This is a genomic window from Aeromonas sp. 604176, from assembly GCF_049170755.1.
GTDB lineage: Bacteria > Pseudomonadota > Gammaproteobacteria > Enterobacterales > Aeromonadaceae > Aeromonas > Aeromonas veronii_A.
Genome location: NZ_JAAKNE010000034.1, coordinates 1 through 20,194, shown reverse-complemented (window position 1 = coordinate 20,194; position 20,194 = coordinate 1). Strand labels below are relative to the sequence as shown.

Sequence of the window (20,194 nt, the reverse complement as noted above, 5' to 3'; positions counted from 1 at the left end):
CCTAGCGACTATAGGTCGATTGCAACAGCACCCGGCTCTCGTCAGAGAGACCAAATCCCCTTGCAGTAATACGATATAGACGACGCTCACTGATGGGCTCATCGACTGCCAGATCCTCGCTCCCCCCCTGGGTATAGGGCAACCGTTCGATAAAGTATTCGGGAGCGCGCCCCGCCAGACCACTGTTGGTATAGGTACGCCAAGCGGTCGAAGGGGAGGCAGGATCCACCGCGGTGTCGATAAATTCATACAGGCCCGCGCTGTTGTCATAGGGACCCGAGTTGCCAGCCTCGATATAGCGCTCGGCAGCGCGCAGGCCCGCTTCTGCCGCCTGCAATGCCTGCAGCGCCTCTTTCTGGTTACCCGCCATCTTCTCTTGCAACTGCGCCCCACGCATACTGGCCATACCCAGCAGGCTCACCATGACCAGAAAAATCAGGCTGATCACCAGCGCCATCCCCTGCTGTCGATCCATCATGACTGGGCTCCTCAAGGTAGCCGGTTGCGCAGCGCAACTGTGGTTTCGGCGACCCAGTACCAGTTGCGATCGGTCGCCCGGAAGGTGGCTCCGGCAAAGCTAAGGGCCTGCGGAGACGACACCACATTGCCTTGGTTACTGCGCATAAGAAGCTGTACTCCAATCCCCAGTACATTGTTCCAGTTTGGATTGCTGGCGGCGCTCACATAGCGATCTGCCGCCCGATCCCGGTTCTGATCCTCGCCGAATGTAAGTTGCATATTGGCCACCCCTTCGATAAGGGGCATACCTGCAGCCACCCCGTTCTTGCGATAAAGCGCGTAGGGGCTGCTGGCAGAGGGGCGGGCGATATAGTAGAGACGGGTTTCCACCCTGTTCACGACCGAGCCAAGACCGAATCGCTCCTCGGGTGGGCTGCTGGCCCCCCCCCAGGAACTGCTGGCATTGCCTGGCGTATATTTGTTGTCATTGGAGTGGACGATATTGACCTCACGCCCCCCTGCCACGCCCTGTACTTTGGTGACCTGAAATATTCTGGCCTTCTGACAGTCGGAGACCATGACAATATCTCCCTCGCACAGATCGCTATAACCCTGTGCGCCGGAACCACAATAGTCGGCCTTGCTGGATAGCTGCTGCACAAAGAGCTGGGCGGCACTGTTATGATTATCACGACTGAGCGGAACCCCAACCCCAACCGGCCCCTGAACCAACAGGATATCGCTACCCGGCATGGGTCTGGGCTCGGAACCGCTGAACAGAGCAGACAGCTCGGCTGGCAAAGTGGACGTCACATTGTCGTAACCACGCAAAAAGGTGGTGAAGTTGTAGGGCAGTGCCGTACTGTTATTGAGGGTATTGGTGATATTGACCCCCTGTTTGCTGAGACACCCCTGATAGCCCACCATACGCAGCTCTTTTTGCAGCAGATTGGTGGCAAATCCGCTATCTTCCCGCACCCGGGCAATGGCCTCGCCGGTGAGATAGGTTTTGTGATTGCCGAGAAACACCTGAATCATGACCCCCACCGTTATCAGCGAGAGCACCAAGGCGATCATCACCTCGACCAAGCCGATCCCGTGCTGGTGTAGCGGCAAACCGCTCCTGCTCATAGGTCCGTCCTCAGGATCATGCTGCGCGACGCAGGATCAGTCGACAGCCGACTGCTATCCCACTGAATAGTGATGGTGGCCCTTCCGGCACTGACCGATACGGCGCCATCGCCACCTGGTAGCTCGGCTACGACCCGCTTCCAGTGTTGCAGATCCTGAACCGCCATAGAGCTACCCGAGACAGTTTCGCCCAAGTCGATATTGTATTGCCCGTTCAGAGCCGCGCTGCGATTAGCCCGCATCATGTCGTTGATCATGTATGCATACTGGGTCGCCTCGGTACGCGTCAGCGCCGACTGGTTACTCTTGAGAGCCTGCAGTTGCAGAGTCGCCATGCCCAGAATACCGATGGAGAGCACCAGTACCGAGATCATGATTTCAAGCAGTGACAAACCCCGTTCTCGCATCATGGGCAGCTAGCCTCGGTAATGGAAGGGCGACCAGCCACTGTGATGTTGATATCACGGGAGGGCTCATTCCGACACTCATCAGGACGCAGGGAAAATACCCGTGCCAACGGAGTGCGGCCATCAAGAAAACCCTCGCTATTAAAACGCAGCAGGGAGGTATTGCTGCTCAATACCCCGCCCCCCATGTCGGGAAAGCCTCGCAACAACTCACCATTATCCAGTATGCCGTTACCGTTGCCATCGACCCAGATCTGCCAGCCAGCCTCCCAGTGATGCTGGGTCAGGTTATCGGCAGAGGCGGAGAGGGTCACTACCGTGTTGCGGCGAATGGCTTCTGAGCGGGCAAGGTTGATGGCCGCAACAAAGTTGTTAGCCTGAGAATTGAGAGAAATAGTGCGCAGCAAAGCGTTGAAGGAAGGAACCCCCAACGTGAGTAACAAAGAGACGAGCGCTATGGTGACCATAAGCTCGATAAGGCTAAAACCTGAACGCAAAAACATCCTGTTTCGCTCTGATTTGTTCCAGGAGGACAGACACACTCCATGTGTGCTAAGCCAGAGTAAGGGCTTGATGGCAGTCTATGCCGGGCACTTGGTGTTTCAATCCCGGCAATGCAAAAGTTCGAGCTGCATCATCAATTTTTGCTGCAATCTAGTTGCGAACATGCAAAGAGGACTCGTTAGAGCCAAAAAACAAAGCCACCTCAACGAGGTGGCTCTGGCAATAAACCGACATCCAGCGAGATGAGAGGGATCAGAGGATCCGCAGCTCTGGCGGCACTTCAAACACCACGTTCTCTTCACGGCCAGGATGCTCGGCGACCACCTTGCCTCCCAGCTCCCGCAAGCGGGCAATCACGGACTGCACCAGCACCTCGGGGGCGGATGCGCCGGCAGTGACGCCTATCGCCTTCACCCCTTCCAGCCAGCTCGCCTCAATCATCGACGCATCGTCGATAAGATAGGCTCTGGCGCCCACCTTCTCGGCCAGCTCGCGCAGACGGTTGGAATTGGAGGAGTTGCGAGACCCCACCACCAGCATGGCGTCCACCAGCCCCGCCATCTCCCGCACCGCATCCTGACGGTTCTGGGTGGCGTAGCAGATATCGTCCTTGCGCGGCCCCTGGATCTTGGGGAAGTGCTTGCGCAGCGCATCGATCACGTCAGAGGTCTCATCCACGCTCAGGGTAGTCTGGGTGACGAAGCAGAGGTCATCCGGATTCTTCACCTTGAGCCTGGCCACATCTTCCGGTGTCTCCACCAGATACATGCCACCTTCGCGATTCTCGTATTGCCCCATGGTCCCGATCACCTCGGGGTGGCCAGCATGACCGATAAGCACGGCTTCGGAGCCCTTGCGACTGGCGCGATGGACTTCCATGTGAACCTTGGTCACCAGCGGACAGGTGGCATCAAATACCTTGAGGGCGCGGGACTTGGCCATCTCGCGCACTGTTTTGGCCACGCCGTGAGCAGAGAAAATGACGATGCTGTCATCCGGCACCTCATCGAGCTCCTCGACGAAGACGGCGCCCGCCTCCTTGAGCTTGTTCACCACATAGCGGTTATGTACCACTTCGTGACGAACATAGATGGGAGCACCGAACTTCTCCAGCGCGCTCTCGACAATGCTGATGGCGCGATCAACACCGGCGCAAAAACCGCGAGGGTTAGCGAGCAGAATATCCATTAATGCACCTTCTCCTCATCATCAACGCCCAGGATCTCCACCTCGAAGGTGACGGTATGACCGGCCAGCGGGTGGTTGAAATCGACCGTCACCGACATACCGGCTACCGCCCGGATGATGCCCGGCAGCTCGCTGCCATTGGGCTGATCGAACAGGATGATGGTGCCGACTTTTGGCTCCACATCGGCGCCAAATTTGGCACGGTCGAGATGGTAGATATTGTCGGGATTGGAGAGACCAAAGGCCTCCTCCGGCGCCAGAGTAAAACTCTTGCTCTCCCCTTCGCACAGGCCCAGCAGACACTGCTCGAAGGTGGGGGTCAGGCTGCCATCGCCCATCCGCAGGCGGGCTGGTTTGCCGTGCAGCGCCGTGCTGTCGGCAACCGAGCCATCTTCCAGCTTGATGGAGAAGTGGAACAGCACGCTGCTGTTAGCGGTGATCTGCTGGCTCATGCCTGCTCCTTTTTCTCACCACGGAAACCGTCCAGCACGATCATGGCGGCCCCGATAAAGATAAAGCTGTCGGCCAGATTGAATGCCGGCCAGTGCGCACGCTGCCAGTAGAAGTCGAGGAAATCGACCACATGGCCCAACACCAATCGATCAAAGACGTTGCCGAGGGCGCCGCCGATGATGAGTGAATAGGCGATACCGCTCCAACGCTGGGTCACCGACTGCTTGCGCAGCCAGTGGATCAGCAATCCACAGATGGCAAAAGCCAGCACCGCGAAGAACCAGCGCTGCCAGCCCCCCTGATCAGCCAGGAAGCTGAATGCGGCGCCCTTGTTGTAGACGTGAACCAGATTGAAGAAGGGGGTGATCTCCACCCCCGGGTAACCAAATGGCAGCAACTTGACCACGGCGAGCTTGCTCGCCTGGTCCAGTACAAAGGCCAGCACTGCCAGCCACAGCCAACGCAGGCCGCTTTTATGTTGAGTCATGTTCATCAGGCAAATTGACGAGTTTCGCCGTCACCCTCAACGTTGGTCACACAGCGACCACAGATCTCTTCGTGACCCGCGATGGTGCCCACATCTTCTACATGGTGCCAGCAGCGGTCGCACTTGGCGGCAGCAGACTGGGCCACGCTCAACCACAGGTCATCACGCTCGGTCGCCACAGAGCCTTCCGGCGCAGTGTCAGCCTCAACAACCTTGGCTTTGGAGGTGAGCAGCACGAAGCGCAGCTCATCGGCCAGGGCATTCAGGCGTGCAGCCAGCTCCGGCTTGGCGAACAGGGTCAGCTCGGCCTGCAGGGAGCCGCCGATGCGCTTCTCGCCACGAGCCACTTCCAGCGCCTTGTTCACTTCACCACGCACGGTGAGGATCTCGGCCCAGAACTCGTCGTTCAGCACTTCGCCCGCTTCCAGCCCGAACAGGCCATCGTACCACTCCTCGGTGAAGACGAACTCACCGCGCTCGCCCGGCAGCAGGGCCCAGATTTCATCAGCGGTGAAGCTCATGATCGGCGCCATCCAGCGCACCATGGCCTCGGCAATGTGATAGAGGGCAGTCTGGCAGGAGCGACGGGCCAAGCTGTCGGCCTTGGCGGTGTACTGGCGGTCCTTGATGACATCCAGATAGAAGGAGCCCATCTCGATGGAGCAGAACTGCATCAGCTTCTGGGTCACGCCGTGGAAGTTGTACTCGTCGAACGCAGCCACGAGCTCGGCCTGTACCGCTTTGGCACGACCCACGGCCCAGCGATCCACCACTACCATGTCGGCAGGCGCCACCATATCGGTCGCCGGATTGAAGCCGTTCAGGTTGGCCAGCAGGAAGCGGGCAGTATTGCGAATACGACGATAAGCATCGGCAGAGCGCTTGAGGATCTCGTCGGAGACGGTCATCTCGCCGGTGTAGTCAGTGCTGGCGACCCACAGACGCAGGATGTCGGCACCCAGCTTGTTCATTACGTCTTGCGGGCTCACCACGTTGCCGATGGACTTGGACATCTTGCGACCCTGGCCATCCACGGTGAAGCCGTGAGTCAGCACCTGGTTGTAGGGAGCCTTGTCTTTCATGGCCACGCCGATCATCAGGGAGGACATGAACCAGCCACGGTGCTGGTCAGAACCTTCCAGATACATGTCGGCTGGCTTGCCGTTGAACTCGGGACGGGCATCGACCACGGAGGCGTGGGTAGAACCGGAGTCAAACCAGACGTCGAGGGTGTCAGGCACCTTGTCGTACATGTCGGCATCGGCACCCAGCAGCTCCGCCTTGTCCAGATCCCACCATGCCTGAATGCCGGACTGCTCGACCCGCTTGGCTACTTCGTGCATCAGGCGCACGGATTCCGGGTGCAGTTCCTGGGTCTCTTTATGGACGAACAGGGAGATGGGCACACCCCAGGTGCGCTGACGGGAGATACACCAGTCAGGACGGTTCTCGACCATCGCCTGAATGCGGTTTTTACCCCAAGCCGGTACCCAGCCGCTCTGGCCTTGCTGGGCAATACCGTCCTTCTCGATGCGCTCGATCTCTTCCAGCGCGCGCTTGCGCAGACCCTTCTGCTCCATGCTGATGAACCACTGCGGGGTGGCACGGAAGATGATCGGGGTCTTGTGACGCCAGCAGTGCGGATAGGAGTGGTTGAACACCTTGTGGTGCAGCAGGGCGCCGCGCTCGGTCAGCACTTCGATCACGGAGGCATTGGCCTTGAACACATGCTGGCCGGCAAACAGTTCGGTATCCGGCAGGTAAACACCGTTGCTGCCAACCGGGTTGGCCACTTCCAGACCGTACTTCTGACCGACCACGAAGTCTTCCTGACCGTGGCCAGGTGCGGTGTGAACGGCACCGGTACCGGCATCAAGGGTAACGTGATCACCCAGTACCACAGGCACATCGAAGCTGTAGAAGGGGTGGTTGAAGCGCAGCAGCTCGAGCGCGGCACCCTTGGCATAGCCCAGATTGTGGAACTTCTCGATACCGGCGCGATCCATCACGTCCTTGACCAGCTCGGCGGCCAGGATCAGGCGCTCGGGGTTGTCCCCTTCGACCTGCACCAGGGCATAGTCGAGATCAGCGTGCATGGCGATGGCGCGGTTGGCTGGCAGGGTCCACGGAGTGGTGGTCCAGATCACCGCAGAGATCGGGCCCTTGCCGGTGTGGCCTTCGGCGCAGTCAAACTTGGCGGCAACGGTCGCCTCATCAACAGCCTTGAAGCGCACATCGATGGAGGGGGAGTTCTTGTCGTAGTACTCAACCTCGGCTTCAGCCAGCGCGGAGCCGCAATCGGTACACCAGTGCACCGGCTTGGAGCCTTTGTGCAGGTGGCCATTTTCAACGATCTTGGCCATGGAGCGGATGATGTTGGCTTCGGTGCCAAAATCCATGGTCAGGTAGGGGTGTTCCCAGTCGCCCAGCACACCCAGACGGATGAAGTCGGTCTTCTGCGCTTCGATCTGGGTCTTGGCGTATTTGCGGCACTCGGCGCGGAATTCGGCAGCGGAAACCTTCTCGCCCGGCTTGCCGACCATGCCTTCCACTTTCAGTTCGATAGGCAGACCGTGGCAATCCCAACCCGGCACATAGGGGGAATCAAAACCGGAGAGGCCCTTGGACTTGATGATGATATCTTTGAGGATCTTGTTGACCGAGTGACCGATGTGAATATTGCCGTTCGCATAGGGGGGGCCATCATGCAGAATGAAAGAAGGCTTGCCCGCTTTGGCGCGGCGAATAGCGCCGTAGAGATCCTGATCGTACCAACGTTTCAGCATGTTGGGTTCGCGCTTGGCCAGATCGCCACGCATCGGAAACTCGGTTTCCGGAAGATTCAGGGTGTGTTTATAGTCGCTCATCAGTCCTGGGTTCCCTTCTTTTCTAAAAGAGTGCTGGGTAAATTGAATTGTGGCAGCCCGAACCAGGCTCGGGCCGCCAGGGCATCTCGTTCGATCTGCTCTTTCAAGGCAGTGAAAGAGGCAAACTTCTGCTCTTCGCGCAGCTTGTGGCGAAGCAGCACCTTGACCTGCTGACCATATAGATCACCAGAAAAATCAAATAGATGTACTTCCAATCTGGCTTGTGTACCGCTCAAGGTCGGCCGTACACCCACATTGGCTACACCGGGGAAGGTCTTGCCGGAACATATCACTTCCACCGCAAACACGCCACCGACCGGGATCACCTGGCGCTTGAGGGCCAGATTGGCGGTGGGAAAACCTATGGTGCGCCCCAACTTGTCGCCGTGGGCCACCCGGCCGCTGATGGTATAGGGACGGCCAAGCATCAGCTCCACTTCCGCCATCCGGCCCGCCTTAAGGGCTTCACGCACCAGGGTGCTGCTGACCCGCTGCCGTTCGAGCTGGAAGCTCTGGGTACTGATCACCTCGAAGCCGAAGCGATGACCCGCCTCCTCCAGCAGGTGGAAGTCCCCTTCCCGCCCCTTGCCGAAGCGAAAATCGTCGCCAACCACCAGATAGCGCACCCCGAGCTTCTCCACCAGCAACTGCTCGATGAAGGTCGAAGCCGCCTGCTCGGCGAAGCGGTGGCTGAAGCGCACGCAGAGCATGCGATCGATATCCAGCCCCTGCAGCGCTTCGTACTTTTCCCGCAACCGGCTCAGCCGGGCGGGCGCCGCCGTGCCGGCAAACAGCTCCAGCGGCTGCGGTTCAAACAGCATGACGCAGGCGGGCAATCCCAGCTGGGCCGCTTTCTCCTTGAGACGTGCCAATACCGCATGGTGACCCTGATGAACCCCATCAAAGTTGCCAATGGTTAATACACATCCCCGGTGACGGGGCTTGAGATTGTGAATGCCGCGAATAAGCTCCATCAGTGCCTTGTGCGTTGCTGCCATGGAAATCGGCGGATTATATATCAGGCAGCAGACATGGTCAGCCCTCATAGCCTGATTTCAACTATACGGGCCCATCACGCCCCCCCGCGGCGCCATGAGGCACTATCCCCATGGCGCCGCAGGATCACGGCTACTGCTGCCCCGATTTAAGGTGACGCGGCCGAATGCCCAGCAGCAGCAACACCACGGCATAGACCGCAGCCCCCAGCGACAGCAGCATGGTCAGCTGCAAACTGGCCTTACCCATGCTCCATGCACCCCACTGAGCCAGATCCGGCGACAGATAGGCGAGCACGCCCCCCATCAGCACGCTGGCGACCAGCAGCTTGAGGCAGAACACGCCGGTATGGCGGGAGGGACGATAGACGCTCTGCTGGTACAACCCCTTGAACAGCAAAGCCGCATTCAGAGTACCCGAGCAGGCGGTCGAGAGCGCCAACCCCACGTAACCGAGCGGGTAGATGAAGATGAGGTTGCAAACCATGTTCGCAATCATCGACATCACCCCGATCCGCACCGGCGTTTTGGTGTCCTGACGGGCGTAGTAACCGGGCGCCAGCACCTTGATCAGCATCAGGGAGAGCAGACCGGTAGTGGAGGCCAGCAGGCTGGCGCTCGACATGCTCACTTCATGCAGGCCGAACTCGCCGCGCATGAACAGCACCCGCAAAATGGGCTCGCGCATCACCGCAATGCCTATCATGGCGGGCAGGCCGAGCAGCATCACCATCCGCACCCCCCAATCCATGGTGCGGGAGAAGTCGGCCGGATCGGCATCCACATGCTTTTTCGCCAGCGCAGGCAGGATCACCGTACTGATGGCCACCGCAAACAGACCGAGGGGGAACTCCAGCAGGCGATCCGAGTAGTAGAGGTAACTGATGGCACCGGTCGCCAGGAAGGAGGCGAGCATGGTGTTGACCAGCAGGTTGATCTGACTGACCGATACCCCGAACAGGGCCGGGATCATCAGGGTGCGGATCTTCACCACCCCGGGGTGATGCCATCCCCACTTGGGCCACACCAACATGTTGATTTGGCGCAAAAAGGGGTACTGGAACAAAAACTGCACCAAACCGCCCAAAAAGACACCAATCGCCAACGAGATCTCTGGTTTGTCCATCAGCGGCGCAATCCACCAGGCCGCCGCAATCATGGTGATGTTGAGAAACACTGGCGTAAACGACGAGACCGCAAAGCGGCCGAAGGTGTTGAGGATGGCCCCCGCCATGGCGGTAAAGGTGATAAACCAGAGGTAAGGGAAGGTGATTTTGAGCATCAGACTGGCGAGCTCGAACTTCTCGGCCGCAGGGCCGCCATGCAGCCAGTCCCAGAACCAGCCCCAGCCAAACAGCGCGGTCAGTACACCCGAACCGAGCACACCGAGCAGGGTGACCACAGTCACTATGCCCCCCAGCGTGCCCGCCACCGCCGCCAGCAATTCACGCACTTCCCTCTCGTCGCCATTTTTCTTGTACTCCGTCATCACGGGAACAAAGGCCTGGTTGAAGGCACCTTCGGCGAACAGGCGACGCAGAAAGTTGGGAATGCGATTGGCAAAAAAGAAGACGTCGGCGGCCACCCCGGCACCGAGCAGATTTGCGATGACCACATCGCGAACCAAGCCCATTACACGGGATGCCAGCGTCATTCCGGACACTATCATGCCGGATTTGATCAATTTCTTACTCAAGACGAGGCCTCTGGAACTGTCAGAATGAAAAGAATGCTGCTAGAATCGGCCGACAGTTTAACCGTCTCCCTACTGACACACCACCGGGAGGCGGTGTTTATTTGCACAAATCATTTGACAATATGTGGTTGGAAGGGCATATTTCCGGGCCTTTTCAATACACTCGCTAAGACAGTTTTAGGAGTTTTACCTTGGCTAACATCAAATCTGCTAAGAAGCGCGCTCTTCAGTCAGAAAAACGCCGTCAGCACAACGCCAGCCGTCGTTCCATGACCCGTACCTACCTGAAGAAAGTCATTGCTGCTATCGCCTCTGGCGACAAAGCTGCTGCGACTGCCGCTTTCGCTGTTGCTCAGCCGATCATGGATCGTATGGCGACCAAAGGCCTGATCCACAAGAACAAAGCTGCTCGTCACAAGAGCCGCCTGTCTGCCCAGATCAAAGCTATGGCTTAATCAGCTTCTGCTGATCAAAGCTGAAAAAACCGGCCTTAGTGCCGGTTTTTTATTTATCTGCGCTGCAATAAAGGCGATGCAGCAAACTGATCATTTCACGCACCTCATGGCTGCGCAGCGAATAGTAGACCGTCTGGGCCTCTTTGCGCGTCGTCACCAGCTCATCCCGCCGCAGCAGCGCCAGATGCTGTGACAAGGCCGACTGACTCAATCCCAATCGCTCGTTGAGCTCCCCCACTGACAGTTCGCGCTCCAGCAACTGGCACAGAATAAACAGCCGCCGTTCGTTGGCCAGCGCCTTGAGCAAGGCCACCGCTTTACTCGCATTGGCTTCCATCTCTTCAAGTTGCATCACATCTCTCCTCTACCACTCATCGCCGATGATACGTGGTGACGGGTCGTTTTAAAACGACAGGGTGGCCGGCTGGATGGCGGAGAAGTTCTCCTGGCCGGAAAAGAGAAAGGTAAAATCGCTCTCGCAGACCCGCTTCACCGCCGGATGCTGGATCATCCGCTCGGCGAAGATGACGTAATACTCCTCCATCAGATCCTGAGTTTCCCCGATCAGCATCACCCCCTCCCCCTCAAGGATCTCCTCCCGATAGATGGTGGGAGCCATGAAGATGCCCTGATTGAAGAAGCCAAACGCCTTCATCAAGGCGGCATCATCAAACTCGCCAAGAATGCTGGGAGAAACCCCCTGCTGCTCGAACCACTGGGTCAGCTGACGCCCCATGGCAGTACGGCGACCGGGGATCAGTAGCTTGCGCTCTTCCAGACAGGCGGGAAAGGGCTTTTCAGGCAACGGCGCCTTGCAGAAGAAGCTGACGCCACAGCCGCCCAACCGTTTGGAGAGCAGGCCCGCATGCTGGCTGGAGTCCACCGGACAGTCGGAGAGGATCATATCGAGCTTGTGCTCGCTCAGCTGCTCCAGCAGCAGTTCGTGGGTCGATTCGAAACAGCGCAGATGGATGGAACCATCATTGGGGATGACAGAGAGCAGCACGCGGCTGGCAAGGCGCTTGGAGAGGGCATCGGCGATGCCGACGTCGAACAGGATCTGGCTCTCCTTGCGGTAGTTGACGATATCGAGCATCTCGTAGGAGAGGCTGAACATCTTGTCGGCATAGCGAAACACCAGCTGGCCCAGCTCGGTCGCCTCAAGAGAGCGCCCCTTGCGTTTGAGTAGCTTGCCCCCGAGGCGCTGCTCCAGCAGCTTGATCTGACCGGTGACTGTTTGCGGGGTCAAAAAAAGGGCTTCCGCAGCCTGGGTAACGGAGCCCTTCTTCTGAGTCATCCAGAAATAGTAGAGATGGTTGTAGTTAAGGTGTGACATCCGATGGGGTTCCCGCTTGACGCGGACTCCGGTAGCAGCTGAGTTCAACCGCCAGAATGTCATACATGTCGCTAACCGAGTCAACCTTGTTCGCGCCAAACTGCTCCATCAGAGTGGCCTTGAGGCGTGCCTTGTCCGGCATCCGGTCAGCGCAATAACGCTTGTTGGAACGCTTGACCATCTCGCCAGCCCGGCTGCTTAGCGCCCGCTCGGAGAAGGTCTCGCCGAAACGAGCCTTAGCCTGCTTGTCCCCCAACATCAGAGCACTCTCCACCACCCCGTTGAGATAGGCCGAACAGCTGGCCGAACCAGCCTCCTGTCGACACTCTTCAAACCCGCCAGCTAATCCCATAGGACTGACCAAGAAGAGCAGTAACCATGCCTGTTTTCTCATAAACCCTCCGCATTCTGGTCCCCATCACTCTTGGGGAGTGACAATCGCAAGGCCAGATAGCCAACCAGCGCTGCAATGCTGGATCCAACGAGGATCCCGAGGCGCGAGTAGCTGCCGTAATCCAGCCCACCATGCTCAAAGGCCAGTGACGCGATAAACATCGACATGGTGAATCCGATACCACAGAGGATGCTGACCGCAAAAATCTGCTTGAAGTTAACCCCGGGCGGCAACTGGGCGATACCCAGTTTGACCGACAGCCAGCTGATGGTAAACACCCCGAGCGGCTTGCCGATAAACAGTCCCAGCATGATGCCCATGGGCACCGGATTCAACAGGGAGGAGAGACCTATCCCCTCAAGGGATACCCCTGCGTTGGCAAAGGCAAACAGCGGCAGGATCAGATAGGCGCTCCAGGGATGTAACGAGTGCTCAAGATGCTTGAGTGGCGACTCATAACGCTTCCCCTTGAGCGGGATCATAAATCCGACCACCACACCGGCCAACGTCGCGTGAACGCCCGACTTGAGTACAGCAACCCAGAGCACCAGACCAACCAGCATGTAGAGGCTGATCCTATCCTCGCCACGACGGTTCATCCAGAACAGGGTAAAGGTAGCCAGAAGGCCGATCGCCAGCGCCTCAAGCGACAACTGCTGGGTATAGAAGAGTGCGATGATGATGATGACGCCGAGGTCATCCATGATGGCCAGCGCCAGCAGGAATACCTTGAGGCTCACCGGCACCCGCTTGCCGAGCAGCGCCATCACCCCGAGGGCAAAGGCGATGTCGGTCGCAGCCGGGATCGCCCAGCCAGCACGCGCCACTTCGTCCGAATAGTTGAAAAAGGCGTAGATCAAGGCTGGAGCCAGCATGCCGCCCACCGCCGCGATGGCCGGAAAAGTCGCTTGCACCCGAGAGGAGAGCGCCCCCTCCAACATTTCACGCTTCACTTCCAGACCAACCAGCAGGAAGAAAATCGCCATAAAGCCATCGTTGATCCAGAGCAGCAGTGGCTTGTTGATGTCGAGAGCCGCGATGCGCACCTGCACCGGCGTGTCGAGAAACGCCTGATACCCGCCAGCCAGCGCGGTATTGGCTAAAATCATTGCCAGCATGGCAGCCATGATCAGAATAATTCCGGAGGCGGCCTCCAGCTTCAGGAACTTTTTGATTACGTCACTCATGGTTAAATTTTCCACCGTATTGCTTTGGTTTGAGTCTATCCCTTGCAACAACCAATGGAAAATCGTTTCTTGCTGCTCAATACAACGAAAAAACCGAAAGCAAAATAGAACATACCTGCTATAAGCAGGTTTTTCCTCGTCTCTGGCTACCGTCTTATTAATCAATAAAATGAATTTTCAATTATTTAACTGCATAAAAAAGGCGCCCTGAGGCGCCTTGCTATCAGATGGCGACGGGCGCCTTGATGCCGGGATGGGGGTCATAACCCTCGATCTCGAAATCCTCGAACTTGTAGTCGAAGATGGAGTCAGGTTTGCGCTTGATCAGCAGGGTCGGCAGCGGGCGCGGCTCGCGGGAGAGCTGCAGAGCTGTCTGCTCCATGTGGTTGGAGTAGAGATGCACATCACCGCCAGTCCAGACAAAGTCACCCACTTCCAGATTGCACTGCTGGGCCATCATGTGGGTCAGCAGGGCGTAGCTGGCGATGTTGAACGGCAGGCCGAGGAACACATCACAACTGCGCTGGTAGAGCTGGCAGGAGAGCTTGCCGTCCGCCACATAGAACTGGAAGAAGGCGTGGCAGGGAGCCAGCGCCATCTTGTCCAGCTCGCCCACGTTCCAGGCGGAGACGATGATGCGGCGCGAATCCGGGTTGTGCTTGATGTCATCCACCGCCTTCTGGATCTGGTCGATGACAGACCCGTCAGCGGCAGGCCAGGAGCGCCACTGCGCGCCGTAAACCGGCCCCAGATCGCCATTCTCGTCGGCCCACTCATCCCAGATGCTGACGCCATTTTCCTTCAGATAAGCGGTATTGGTATCGCCATTGAGGAACCAGAGCAGCTCGTGAATGATCGAGCGCAGGTGGCACTTCTTGGTGGTCACCAGCGGGAAACCCTCCGCCAGATTGAAGCGCATCTGATGGCCGAACAGGGAGATGGTACCGGTGCCGGTACGGTCAGACTTGATGGTCCCCTCATCGAGGATTTTCTGCATCAGGTCGAGATAAGCTCGCATTATTTCGCCTCCTTCACGGCATTACCGAACAACTGCGGACGCTTGTAGGCGGCCCAGATCATCAGGGCACCGGCGATAATCATCGGGGTGGAGAGGATCTGGCCCATGCTGATCTCCTGGAAATAGAGACCAAGCTGGCTGTCCGGCTGGCGCACAAACTCCACCAGGAAGCGGAACAGGCCGTAGAACAGCAGGAACATGCCGGAGATGGCACCGCGCGGCGGATTCTTGCGCCAGAAGAGATTGAGGATGATGAACAGCACCACCCCTTCCAGTGCGAACTGGTAAAGCTGGGAGGGATGACGCGGCTCGGGGCCGGCCTCCGGGAAGATGATGGCCCAGGGCACATCGGTGACCCGGCCCCACAGCTCGCCGTTGAGGAAGTTGCCGATCCGGCCAACGCCGAGACCGAACGGAATGAGCGGTGCCACAAAGTCGGCCACAGTGAAGAAGTGGCGCTTGGTCTTGTGGGCAAACCAGATCATCGCGGTGATCACCCCGATCAGCCCACCGTGGAACGACATACCGCCGGTCCAGATCTTGAACAGGTAGGTGGGATCCGCGAGGAAGAGATCGAAGTTGTAGAACAGCACGTAACCGACACGGCCACCGAGGATCACCCCGAGGAAGCCGTAAAACAGCAGATCCGACACCTCGTTGCGGGTCCAGCCGCTGTTCGGTGCATCGGCGCGACGGCCGGCAAGCCACATGGCAAAAGCGAAACCGAACAGGTACATGAGACCATACCAGCGTACCGATAGTGGTCCCAAACTGAATGCTACGGGATCAATCTGCGAGAAAACCCAATATCCATCGTGCTGCATATGCGGCCCCAGTCAAAATAAAAGCCGCATTTTCCGATCATTCGTCAGCAGGGACAAGGCATGATTATCAATCACTCTGTTTCGATTTATGACCGGCTCGCAGCAAACCGCCCAAACCGTGCTCCTCCAGATAACGGGCAAACAGGCCGCGCAGTACGTGGGGGTTGTCATGTTTGAGGCCATCGGCCATCAGTTCGGTCAACTCGCTCAGGGTGGATTGACGCAGCACGTACTTGATCCGGGCGATGTTGTGGGTGTTCATACTGAAGCGGCGATAACCCATGGCCAGCAGCAACAGTACACCGACCGGATCACCGGCCAGCTCGCCACAGACCGACACCGGCTTCTGGTATCGATGGGAGGCATCAACCAGCTGTTGCAGGGCGCGGATCACCGCAGGATGGAAGGCATCGTAGATGTTGGCAACCCGGGAGTTGTTGCGATCTACCGCCAGCAGGTACTGGGTCAGATCATTGCTGCCCACCGACCAGAAGTCGATGAGCGGCGCCATCTCCGGCAAGATAAAGAGGGCTGAGGGCACCTCGATCATCACCCCAAGGCTGGGGTAGCGGATCACCGCATCGCGGCTTGCCGCCTCTTCCGACACCTCTCGCCACGCTTGATCCAGCAGACGACGGGAGGCCTTGATTTCGCTGACGCTGCTGATCATCGGCAGCATGATGGCCAGATTGTCCAGCCCTTCGCTGGCCCGCAGCATCGCCTTGAGTTGCACCAGAAACAGTTCGGGGTGATCCAGGGTGATCCGGATCCCCCGCCAGCCAAGGAAGGGGTTTTCCTCGACGATGGGGAAATAGGGTAACGGCTTGTCGCCGCCCACATCCAGCGTCCGCATGCAGACCGGCCGGTTGCGGTAGGTCTCCAGAATGCCGCGATAGCGGGCAGTCTGCTCCCACTCGGAGGGGAAGCTCTCCTGCAGCATAAAGGGGATCTCGGTGCGATAGAGGCCCACCCCGTCCGCCAGCTGGTTGAGGGAGATCTCGGTATCGGCGCTGAGACCGGCGTTGAGCAACAGAGAGACCTTGGTGCCGTCGGCGGTTTCGGATGGCAGGTTGTCGACGCTGCGCACCAGGGTATCGAGGGCCCGCTCTTCACTCAGCAGCTGACGATACTCGGTCAGGATCACCTGATTGGGCTCGATGAAGAGATCGCCGCTGTAGCCATCGACGACCAGCATGCGACCGCCGATGTCGCCGAGGGGCAGATCGACCCCCATGATGGCGGCGACCCCCATGGCGCGGGCCAGAATGGCCGCGTGGGAGTTGGTTCCCCCCTTGAGCGAGACCACCCCGGTCAGATACTCGCGGGGCACTTCCGCCAGAATGGTAGCAGTCACCTCGTCGGCAACCAGCACCACCGGCTCGCCGATGGAGATATGTTCCGGTTCATTCTGCACCAGTCGGCTGATCAGCCGCTGGGCAATATCCTTCACATCGGTGGAGCGCTCCTGCAAGTAGGGATCCTTCATCCCCTTGAACTGCTCGATGAGGCGATCACTGATGAGCTTGACCGCCGAGACCGCAGTCCAGTGCTCCTTGCTCACCTTGTTGCGAATAGGCTTGATGTAGCCGGGATCGTTCAGCAGATGGAGGTAGATATCGAAGATCGCCACCGAATCCTGGCTGTAGCTCTCGCGAAAACGCAGCGCCAGACTCTCCAGGTCGTGCCGCACTTCCTCAACCGCCAGCTCCAGTCGCGCCAGCTGGCTGGCATGGTCTTCATCCTTGCGCGGGGTAATGGACGAGAGCGCCTTGCGGGGCCGCCACACCCAGGCCTTGGCCATGGCGATACCGCTGGCACCGGCAATACCACGCAGCGGCTTGCTCCAGTCGGTCTTCTGCAACCACCCCTTGGCCTGCGCTTGGGCAATCCGCGCCGCCAGCTGGGCCGCCAGGGTGACCATGAAGGACTCTTCCCCCTCATCGAAGCGGCGACTCTCCTTCTGCTGCACCACCAGAATGCCAACCACCTGACGCTGGTGCATGATGGGGGCACCGAGGAAGGAGCGGAACGCCTCTTCGGCCACATCGGGCAGGAATTTGAAACTGGGATGCGCGGGGGCATCAGCCAGGTTGATCAGCTCTTCCCGCTGACCCACCAGACCGACGATGCCCTGCTCGTAGGGCAGGGTCACCTTGCCGACTGCGGACGGGGCCAAGCCGTCGGTAGCCGCCAGGCGATAGCGGCGCACCTCGGGTTCCGAGACATAGACGGAGCAGCAGTCCACAGCCATGGCGTGCCGGGTCTGGCTCACCAATGCCTGCAAGGCCTGCTCGAGGGTATTGGCCTCAGCCATGCTCTCGACGATACGTCTCAGTTCCGTTAACAACTAATCTGTGCTCCTTAACGGGCGCGGTTGCGCCGCCCATCCTTCTTGTTGACCTGCACTGCCGGCACTGGCATCGCCAGCGGGGCAAACTCTTTCATGACCCGGCGGTAAACCTCCCGCTTGAACGAAACGACCTGACGCACCGGATACCAGAAGCTGACCCAACGCCAGTCGTCAAATTCGGGATGGCCATGACAGCCGAACTGGATCCGCGACTCCTTGCCCGAATTCAGCTGTAACAGGAACCATTTTTGTTTTTGGCCAATACAGACCGGTGAACTGTCCCAGCGGACAAGACGTTTGGGTAAACGGTACTTTAGCCAGTTACGACTGGTGGCCATGATGGTCACATCTTCGGGCTTGAGGCCAATCTCCTCATACAGCTCTCGATACATGGCCTGCTCTGGCGTTTCACCATCATCAACCCCCCCCTGCGGAAACTGCCAGGAGTGCTGCCCATAGCGTTTAGCCCACAACACTTGTCCTTCACGGTTACAGATCACGATACCGACATTGGGACGAAATCCGTCGCCATCAATCACGTGATCACCTTATAAAGGCTGAATCTATAAGGAGATTGTTCCACATTCACCCCGTGGCAGCAAACAAGGAGTGAATCCCCTGTTTCATGAATAACTTTCAATTTCAAACATACTTATAAACAAATCCAAGGATCCGCTCCCCCAAGTTGCCCACCCAGGCTGTGCATAAAGCTGTTAGCAAACGGGTATATACAGTACTTTTTCAATAGTAGTGAAAAGAAGACATTCATGTCACCACACGACACACAATATAAAAATCACTTTATATACAATAACTTAAATGCATAATACTGGATCTGGATCCATGCTCTTCCGGTAGCGTGCTCCCTGAGACTGATTGTGAACAAGTTCAACTGGTCAAAGATCCACCCAGGACAGATTATCCACAAGCACGGCACATTATCTACCCTGCTTGCTCGGCAAAAATGGGGGAGGATTCACAATTTTTTGTAACATATCGGCCATACCTTCCACTTTCATCCACTTATCCAAGATTTCTGTGGATAACTGTGTGTAACATCGCGAGCAAACCCTTGGACAACTATTTCAAGCTCAAGCACCGCTAGGAACCGTGCTCGATAAAACATACAAAAACCTTTAAAATCATGATGATGCACACATAACACTCAACTTATCCATGTTTGATCTTATCCACTCAGGATCGGTTATAAAAACAGCGATCCTTCTCGGGATCCTCCCCTGTTAGAATATGGCGAGCAAGATGGAGCCAACTATGCCAAGCAATCCCCAATCCGAGCAGGAGTTATTGAGCCGCGCCTATGCCATGGCCGGCTTCACGCTGGCGCAGCTGGCCGCCGAGGCTGGTGTCGCAGTGCCCAAAGACCTGCGCCGTGACAAGGGGTGGGTCGGTCAGTTGATCGAGCTGCAACTGGGTGCCAGCGCAGGGAGCAAGCCGGAGCAGGACTTCCCGGAGCTGGGGATCGAACTCAAGACGATCCCCGTGGATCCTCAAGGCAAACCGCTGGAGACCACCTTCGTCTGCGTCGCCCCGCTGATCGGCGTCAGCGGCCAGCGCTGGGAGGAGTCCAACGTGCGCAACAAGCTATCCCGGGTGCTCTGGATCCCGGTGGAAGGCAGTCGGGAGATCCCGGTTGGCGAGCGGCGGGTCGGCATGCCGCTGATGTGGAGCCCGAATGAAAAGGAAGATCGGCTACTGCGTCAGGACTGGGAGGAGCTAATGGACATGATAGTGCTGGGAGAAGTGGAGCAGATCAGCGCACGCCACGGCCAGGTGATGCAACTGCGGCCCAAGGCGGCCAACAACAAGGCGCTGACTCGCGCCATCGGCCGCGATGGTCAACCCATCATGACCCTGCCCCGCGGCTTCTATCTCAAGATCGACTTCACCCACAGTCTGCTGCAACGCTATTTTGCCTTGCCGACTTGATCTGCCTTATCAACATCTTTGTCATATGGTGGTATAAAAATAGACAGGAGCCATTTTTAACTCACAGACAAGGAGGCGTCATGCCACTGATCAAACAGTTTTTGAAGTCCAAGCCCGAGGTCAAGGTGACCTTTGCCGTAGAGAAAGAGGCGGCTGCAGGAGCGGAACAGGTGATGCTGATCGGCGAGTTCACCCAGTGGCAACCGGTCGAGCTGAAACGCATGAAGAGCGGTGAGTTCAAGGCCACCCTCAATCTGCCGACCGACGGGCCGGAGAGTTTCGAGTATTGCTACCAGTTCATCACTCCTGAGGGAGAGACCCTCTACGAGAATGACTGGCAAGCCGATGCCTACGTACCCAGCCCCTACGGCCGCGACAACTCGGTGGTACGAGTCAGCCAGTAAGCAGTGACCGAATTCCGGATACAAAAAAGGCTCGCCATTGGCGAGCCTTTTCACTACCTGTCGAGCTTTTAGCCGACATACCGACACCAATT

General features: G+C 57.9%; 21 protein-coding genes. 3 read left to right on the top strand and 18 right to left on the bottom strand.

The window, feature by feature from the left end; all coding sequences use genetic code 11:
• Window position 1 precedes the first annotated feature (1 nt).
• The 10 genes from G5358_RS08405 to murJ all read right to left on the bottom strand — a co-directional run bounded on the left by G5358_RS08405 (window position 2) and on the right by murJ (window position 10,187).
• Window positions 2-478: a pilus assembly PilX family protein gene (locus tag G5358_RS08405; protein ID WP_123173790.1), complete on the bottom strand. Its 477-nt coding sequence runs from the start codon at window positions 476-478 to the stop codon at window positions 2-4.
• A gap of 11 nt (window positions 479-489) precedes the next feature.
• Window positions 490-1,590: a PilW family protein gene (locus tag G5358_RS08400; protein WP_123173791.1), complete on the bottom strand. Its 1,101-nt coding sequence runs from the start codon at window positions 1,588-1,590 to the stop codon at window positions 490-492.
• On the bottom strand, window positions 1,587-1,982 hold the full coding sequence (gene pilV, locus G5358_RS08395; protein ID WP_272950156.1) for a type IV pilus modification protein PilV: 396 nt from the start codon (window positions 1,980-1,982) through the stop codon (window positions 1,587-1,589). The genes G5358_RS08400 and pilV overlap by 4 nt, the downstream gene beginning before the upstream one ends.
• A 14-nt stretch (window positions 1,983-1,996) precedes the next feature.
• Window positions 1,997-2,500: a type IVa pilus pseudopilin TppE gene (tppE, locus tag G5358_RS08390; protein ID WP_421323941.1), complete on the bottom strand. Its 504-nt coding sequence runs from the start codon at window positions 2,498-2,500 to the stop codon at window positions 1,997-1,999.
• A 253-nt stretch (window positions 2,501-2,753) separates the two neighbouring features.
• On the bottom strand, window positions 2,754-3,689 hold the full coding sequence (ispH, locus tag G5358_RS08385; protein WP_421222233.1) for a 4-hydroxy-3-methylbut-2-enyl diphosphate reductase: 936 nt from the start codon (window positions 3,687-3,689) through the stop codon (window positions 2,754-2,756).
• Window positions 3,689-4,141 carry an FKBP-type peptidyl-prolyl cis-trans isomerase gene (gene fkpB, locus G5358_RS08380; RefSeq protein ID WP_042059691.1) on the bottom strand — a complete coding sequence of 151 codons (453 nt, stop codon included), beginning with the start codon at window positions 4,139-4,141 and terminating at the stop codon, window positions 3,689-3,691. Before fkpB ends, ispH begins: the two co-directional genes overlap by 1 nt.
• Entirely contained in the window at window positions 4,138-4,635 is a 498-nt protein-coding gene (lspA, locus tag G5358_RS08375) for a signal peptidase II (protein ID WP_005340447.1), read from the bottom strand. Before lspA ends, fkpB begins: the two co-directional genes overlap by 4 nt.
• Window positions 4,635-7,496, bottom strand: coding sequence for an isoleucine--tRNA ligase (ileS, locus tag G5358_RS08370; protein ID WP_421323940.1), 2,862 nt, complete (start codon window positions 7,494-7,496; stop codon window positions 4,635-4,637). Before ileS ends, lspA begins: the two co-directional genes overlap by 1 nt.
• Window positions 7,496-8,470, bottom strand: a complete 975-nt coding sequence (ribF, locus tag G5358_RS08365; RefSeq protein WP_111901026.1) for a bifunctional riboflavin kinase/FAD synthetase — start codon at window positions 8,468-8,470, stop codon at window positions 7,496-7,498. The genes ileS and ribF overlap by 1 nt, the downstream gene beginning before the upstream one ends.
• Window positions 8,471-8,624: 154 nt before the next feature.
• Window positions 8,625-10,187, bottom strand: coding sequence for a murein biosynthesis integral membrane protein MurJ (gene murJ / locus G5358_RS08360; RefSeq protein ID WP_219594741.1), 1,563 nt, complete (start codon window positions 10,185-10,187; stop codon window positions 8,625-8,627).
• Window positions 10,188-10,378: 191 nt separating this feature from the next.
• Here murJ and rpsT point away from each other — a divergent pair, with 191 nt between their 5' ends.
• Window positions 10,379-10,642 carry a 30S ribosomal protein S20 gene (rpsT, locus tag G5358_RS08355; RefSeq protein ID WP_005308808.1) on the top strand — a complete coding sequence of 88 codons (264 nt, stop codon included), beginning with the start codon at window positions 10,379-10,381 and terminating at the stop codon, window positions 10,640-10,642.
• Window positions 10,643-10,691: 49 nt separating this feature from the next.
• Here the strand turns inward: rpsT and G5358_RS08350 are convergent, their stop codons facing one another.
• The 8 genes from G5358_RS08350 to rppH all read right to left on the bottom strand — a co-directional run bounded on the left by G5358_RS08350 (window position 10,692) and on the right by rppH (window position 18,290).
• Window positions 10,692-10,994, bottom strand: coding sequence for an ArsR/SmtB family transcription factor (locus G5358_RS08350; RefSeq protein WP_013724128.1), 303 nt, complete (start codon window positions 10,992-10,994; stop codon window positions 10,692-10,694).
• 51 nt (window positions 10,995-11,045) lie between these two features.
• Complete coding sequence (gene nhaR, locus G5358_RS08345) at window positions 11,046-11,978, bottom strand: transcriptional activator NhaR (protein ID WP_005340434.1); 933 nt, start codon at window positions 11,976-11,978, stop codon at window positions 11,046-11,048.
• Window positions 11,965-12,330, bottom strand: coding sequence for a hypothetical protein (locus G5358_RS08340; RefSeq protein WP_139743305.1), 366 nt, complete (start codon window positions 12,328-12,330; stop codon window positions 11,965-11,967). The genes nhaR and G5358_RS08340 overlap by 14 nt, the downstream gene beginning before the upstream one ends.
• Window positions 12,331-12,368: 38 nt before the next feature.
• Window positions 12,369-13,559, bottom strand: coding sequence for a Na+/H+ antiporter NhaA (nhaA, locus tag G5358_RS08335; protein WP_005341370.1), 1,191 nt, complete (start codon window positions 13,557-13,559; stop codon window positions 12,369-12,371).
• Between the two features lie 223 nt (window positions 13,560-13,782).
• Complete coding sequence (gene thyA / locus G5358_RS08330) at window positions 13,783-14,577, bottom strand: thymidylate synthase (RefSeq protein ID WP_216952852.1); 795 nt, start codon at window positions 14,575-14,577, stop codon at window positions 13,783-13,785.
• Window positions 14,577-15,401 (bottom strand): prolipoprotein diacylglyceryl transferase, encoded by an 825-nt coding sequence (lgt, locus tag G5358_RS08325; RefSeq protein ID WP_031227775.1) that lies wholly within the window; start codon window positions 15,399-15,401, stop codon window positions 14,577-14,579. The genes thyA and lgt overlap by 1 nt, the downstream gene beginning before the upstream one ends.
• A gap of 67 nt (window positions 15,402-15,468) precedes the next feature.
• On the bottom strand, window positions 15,469-17,748 hold the full coding sequence (gene ptsP, locus G5358_RS08320) for a phosphoenolpyruvate--protein phosphotransferase (protein ID WP_005340422.1): 2,280 nt from the start codon (window positions 17,746-17,748) through the stop codon (window positions 15,469-15,471).
• Window positions 17,749-17,762: 14 nt separating this feature from the next.
• Window positions 17,763-18,290 carry an RNA pyrophosphohydrolase gene (gene rppH / locus G5358_RS08315; RefSeq protein ID WP_005340421.1) on the bottom strand — a complete coding sequence of 176 codons (528 nt, stop codon included), beginning with the start codon at window positions 18,288-18,290 and terminating at the stop codon, window positions 17,763-17,765.
• A 733-nt stretch (window positions 18,291-19,023) separates the two neighbouring features.
• Between rppH and mutH the strand changes: the two genes are divergently transcribed.
• Together mutH and G5358_RS08305 are read left to right on the top strand one after the other, a co-directional pair.
• A complete protein-coding gene (mutH, locus tag G5358_RS08310; protein ID WP_216952851.1) occupies window positions 19,024-19,698 on the top strand; it encodes a DNA mismatch repair endonuclease MutH in 675 nt (224 codons plus the stop codon).
• Between the two features lie 80 nt (window positions 19,699-19,778).
• The gene (locus tag G5358_RS08305) at window positions 19,779-20,102 is read left to right on the top strand and encodes an isoamylase early set domain-containing protein (protein ID WP_216952850.1); all 324 of its coding nucleotides are present in this window, start codon (window positions 19,779-19,781) and stop codon (window positions 20,100-20,102) included.
• Window positions 20,103-20,194 lie beyond the last annotated feature (92 nt).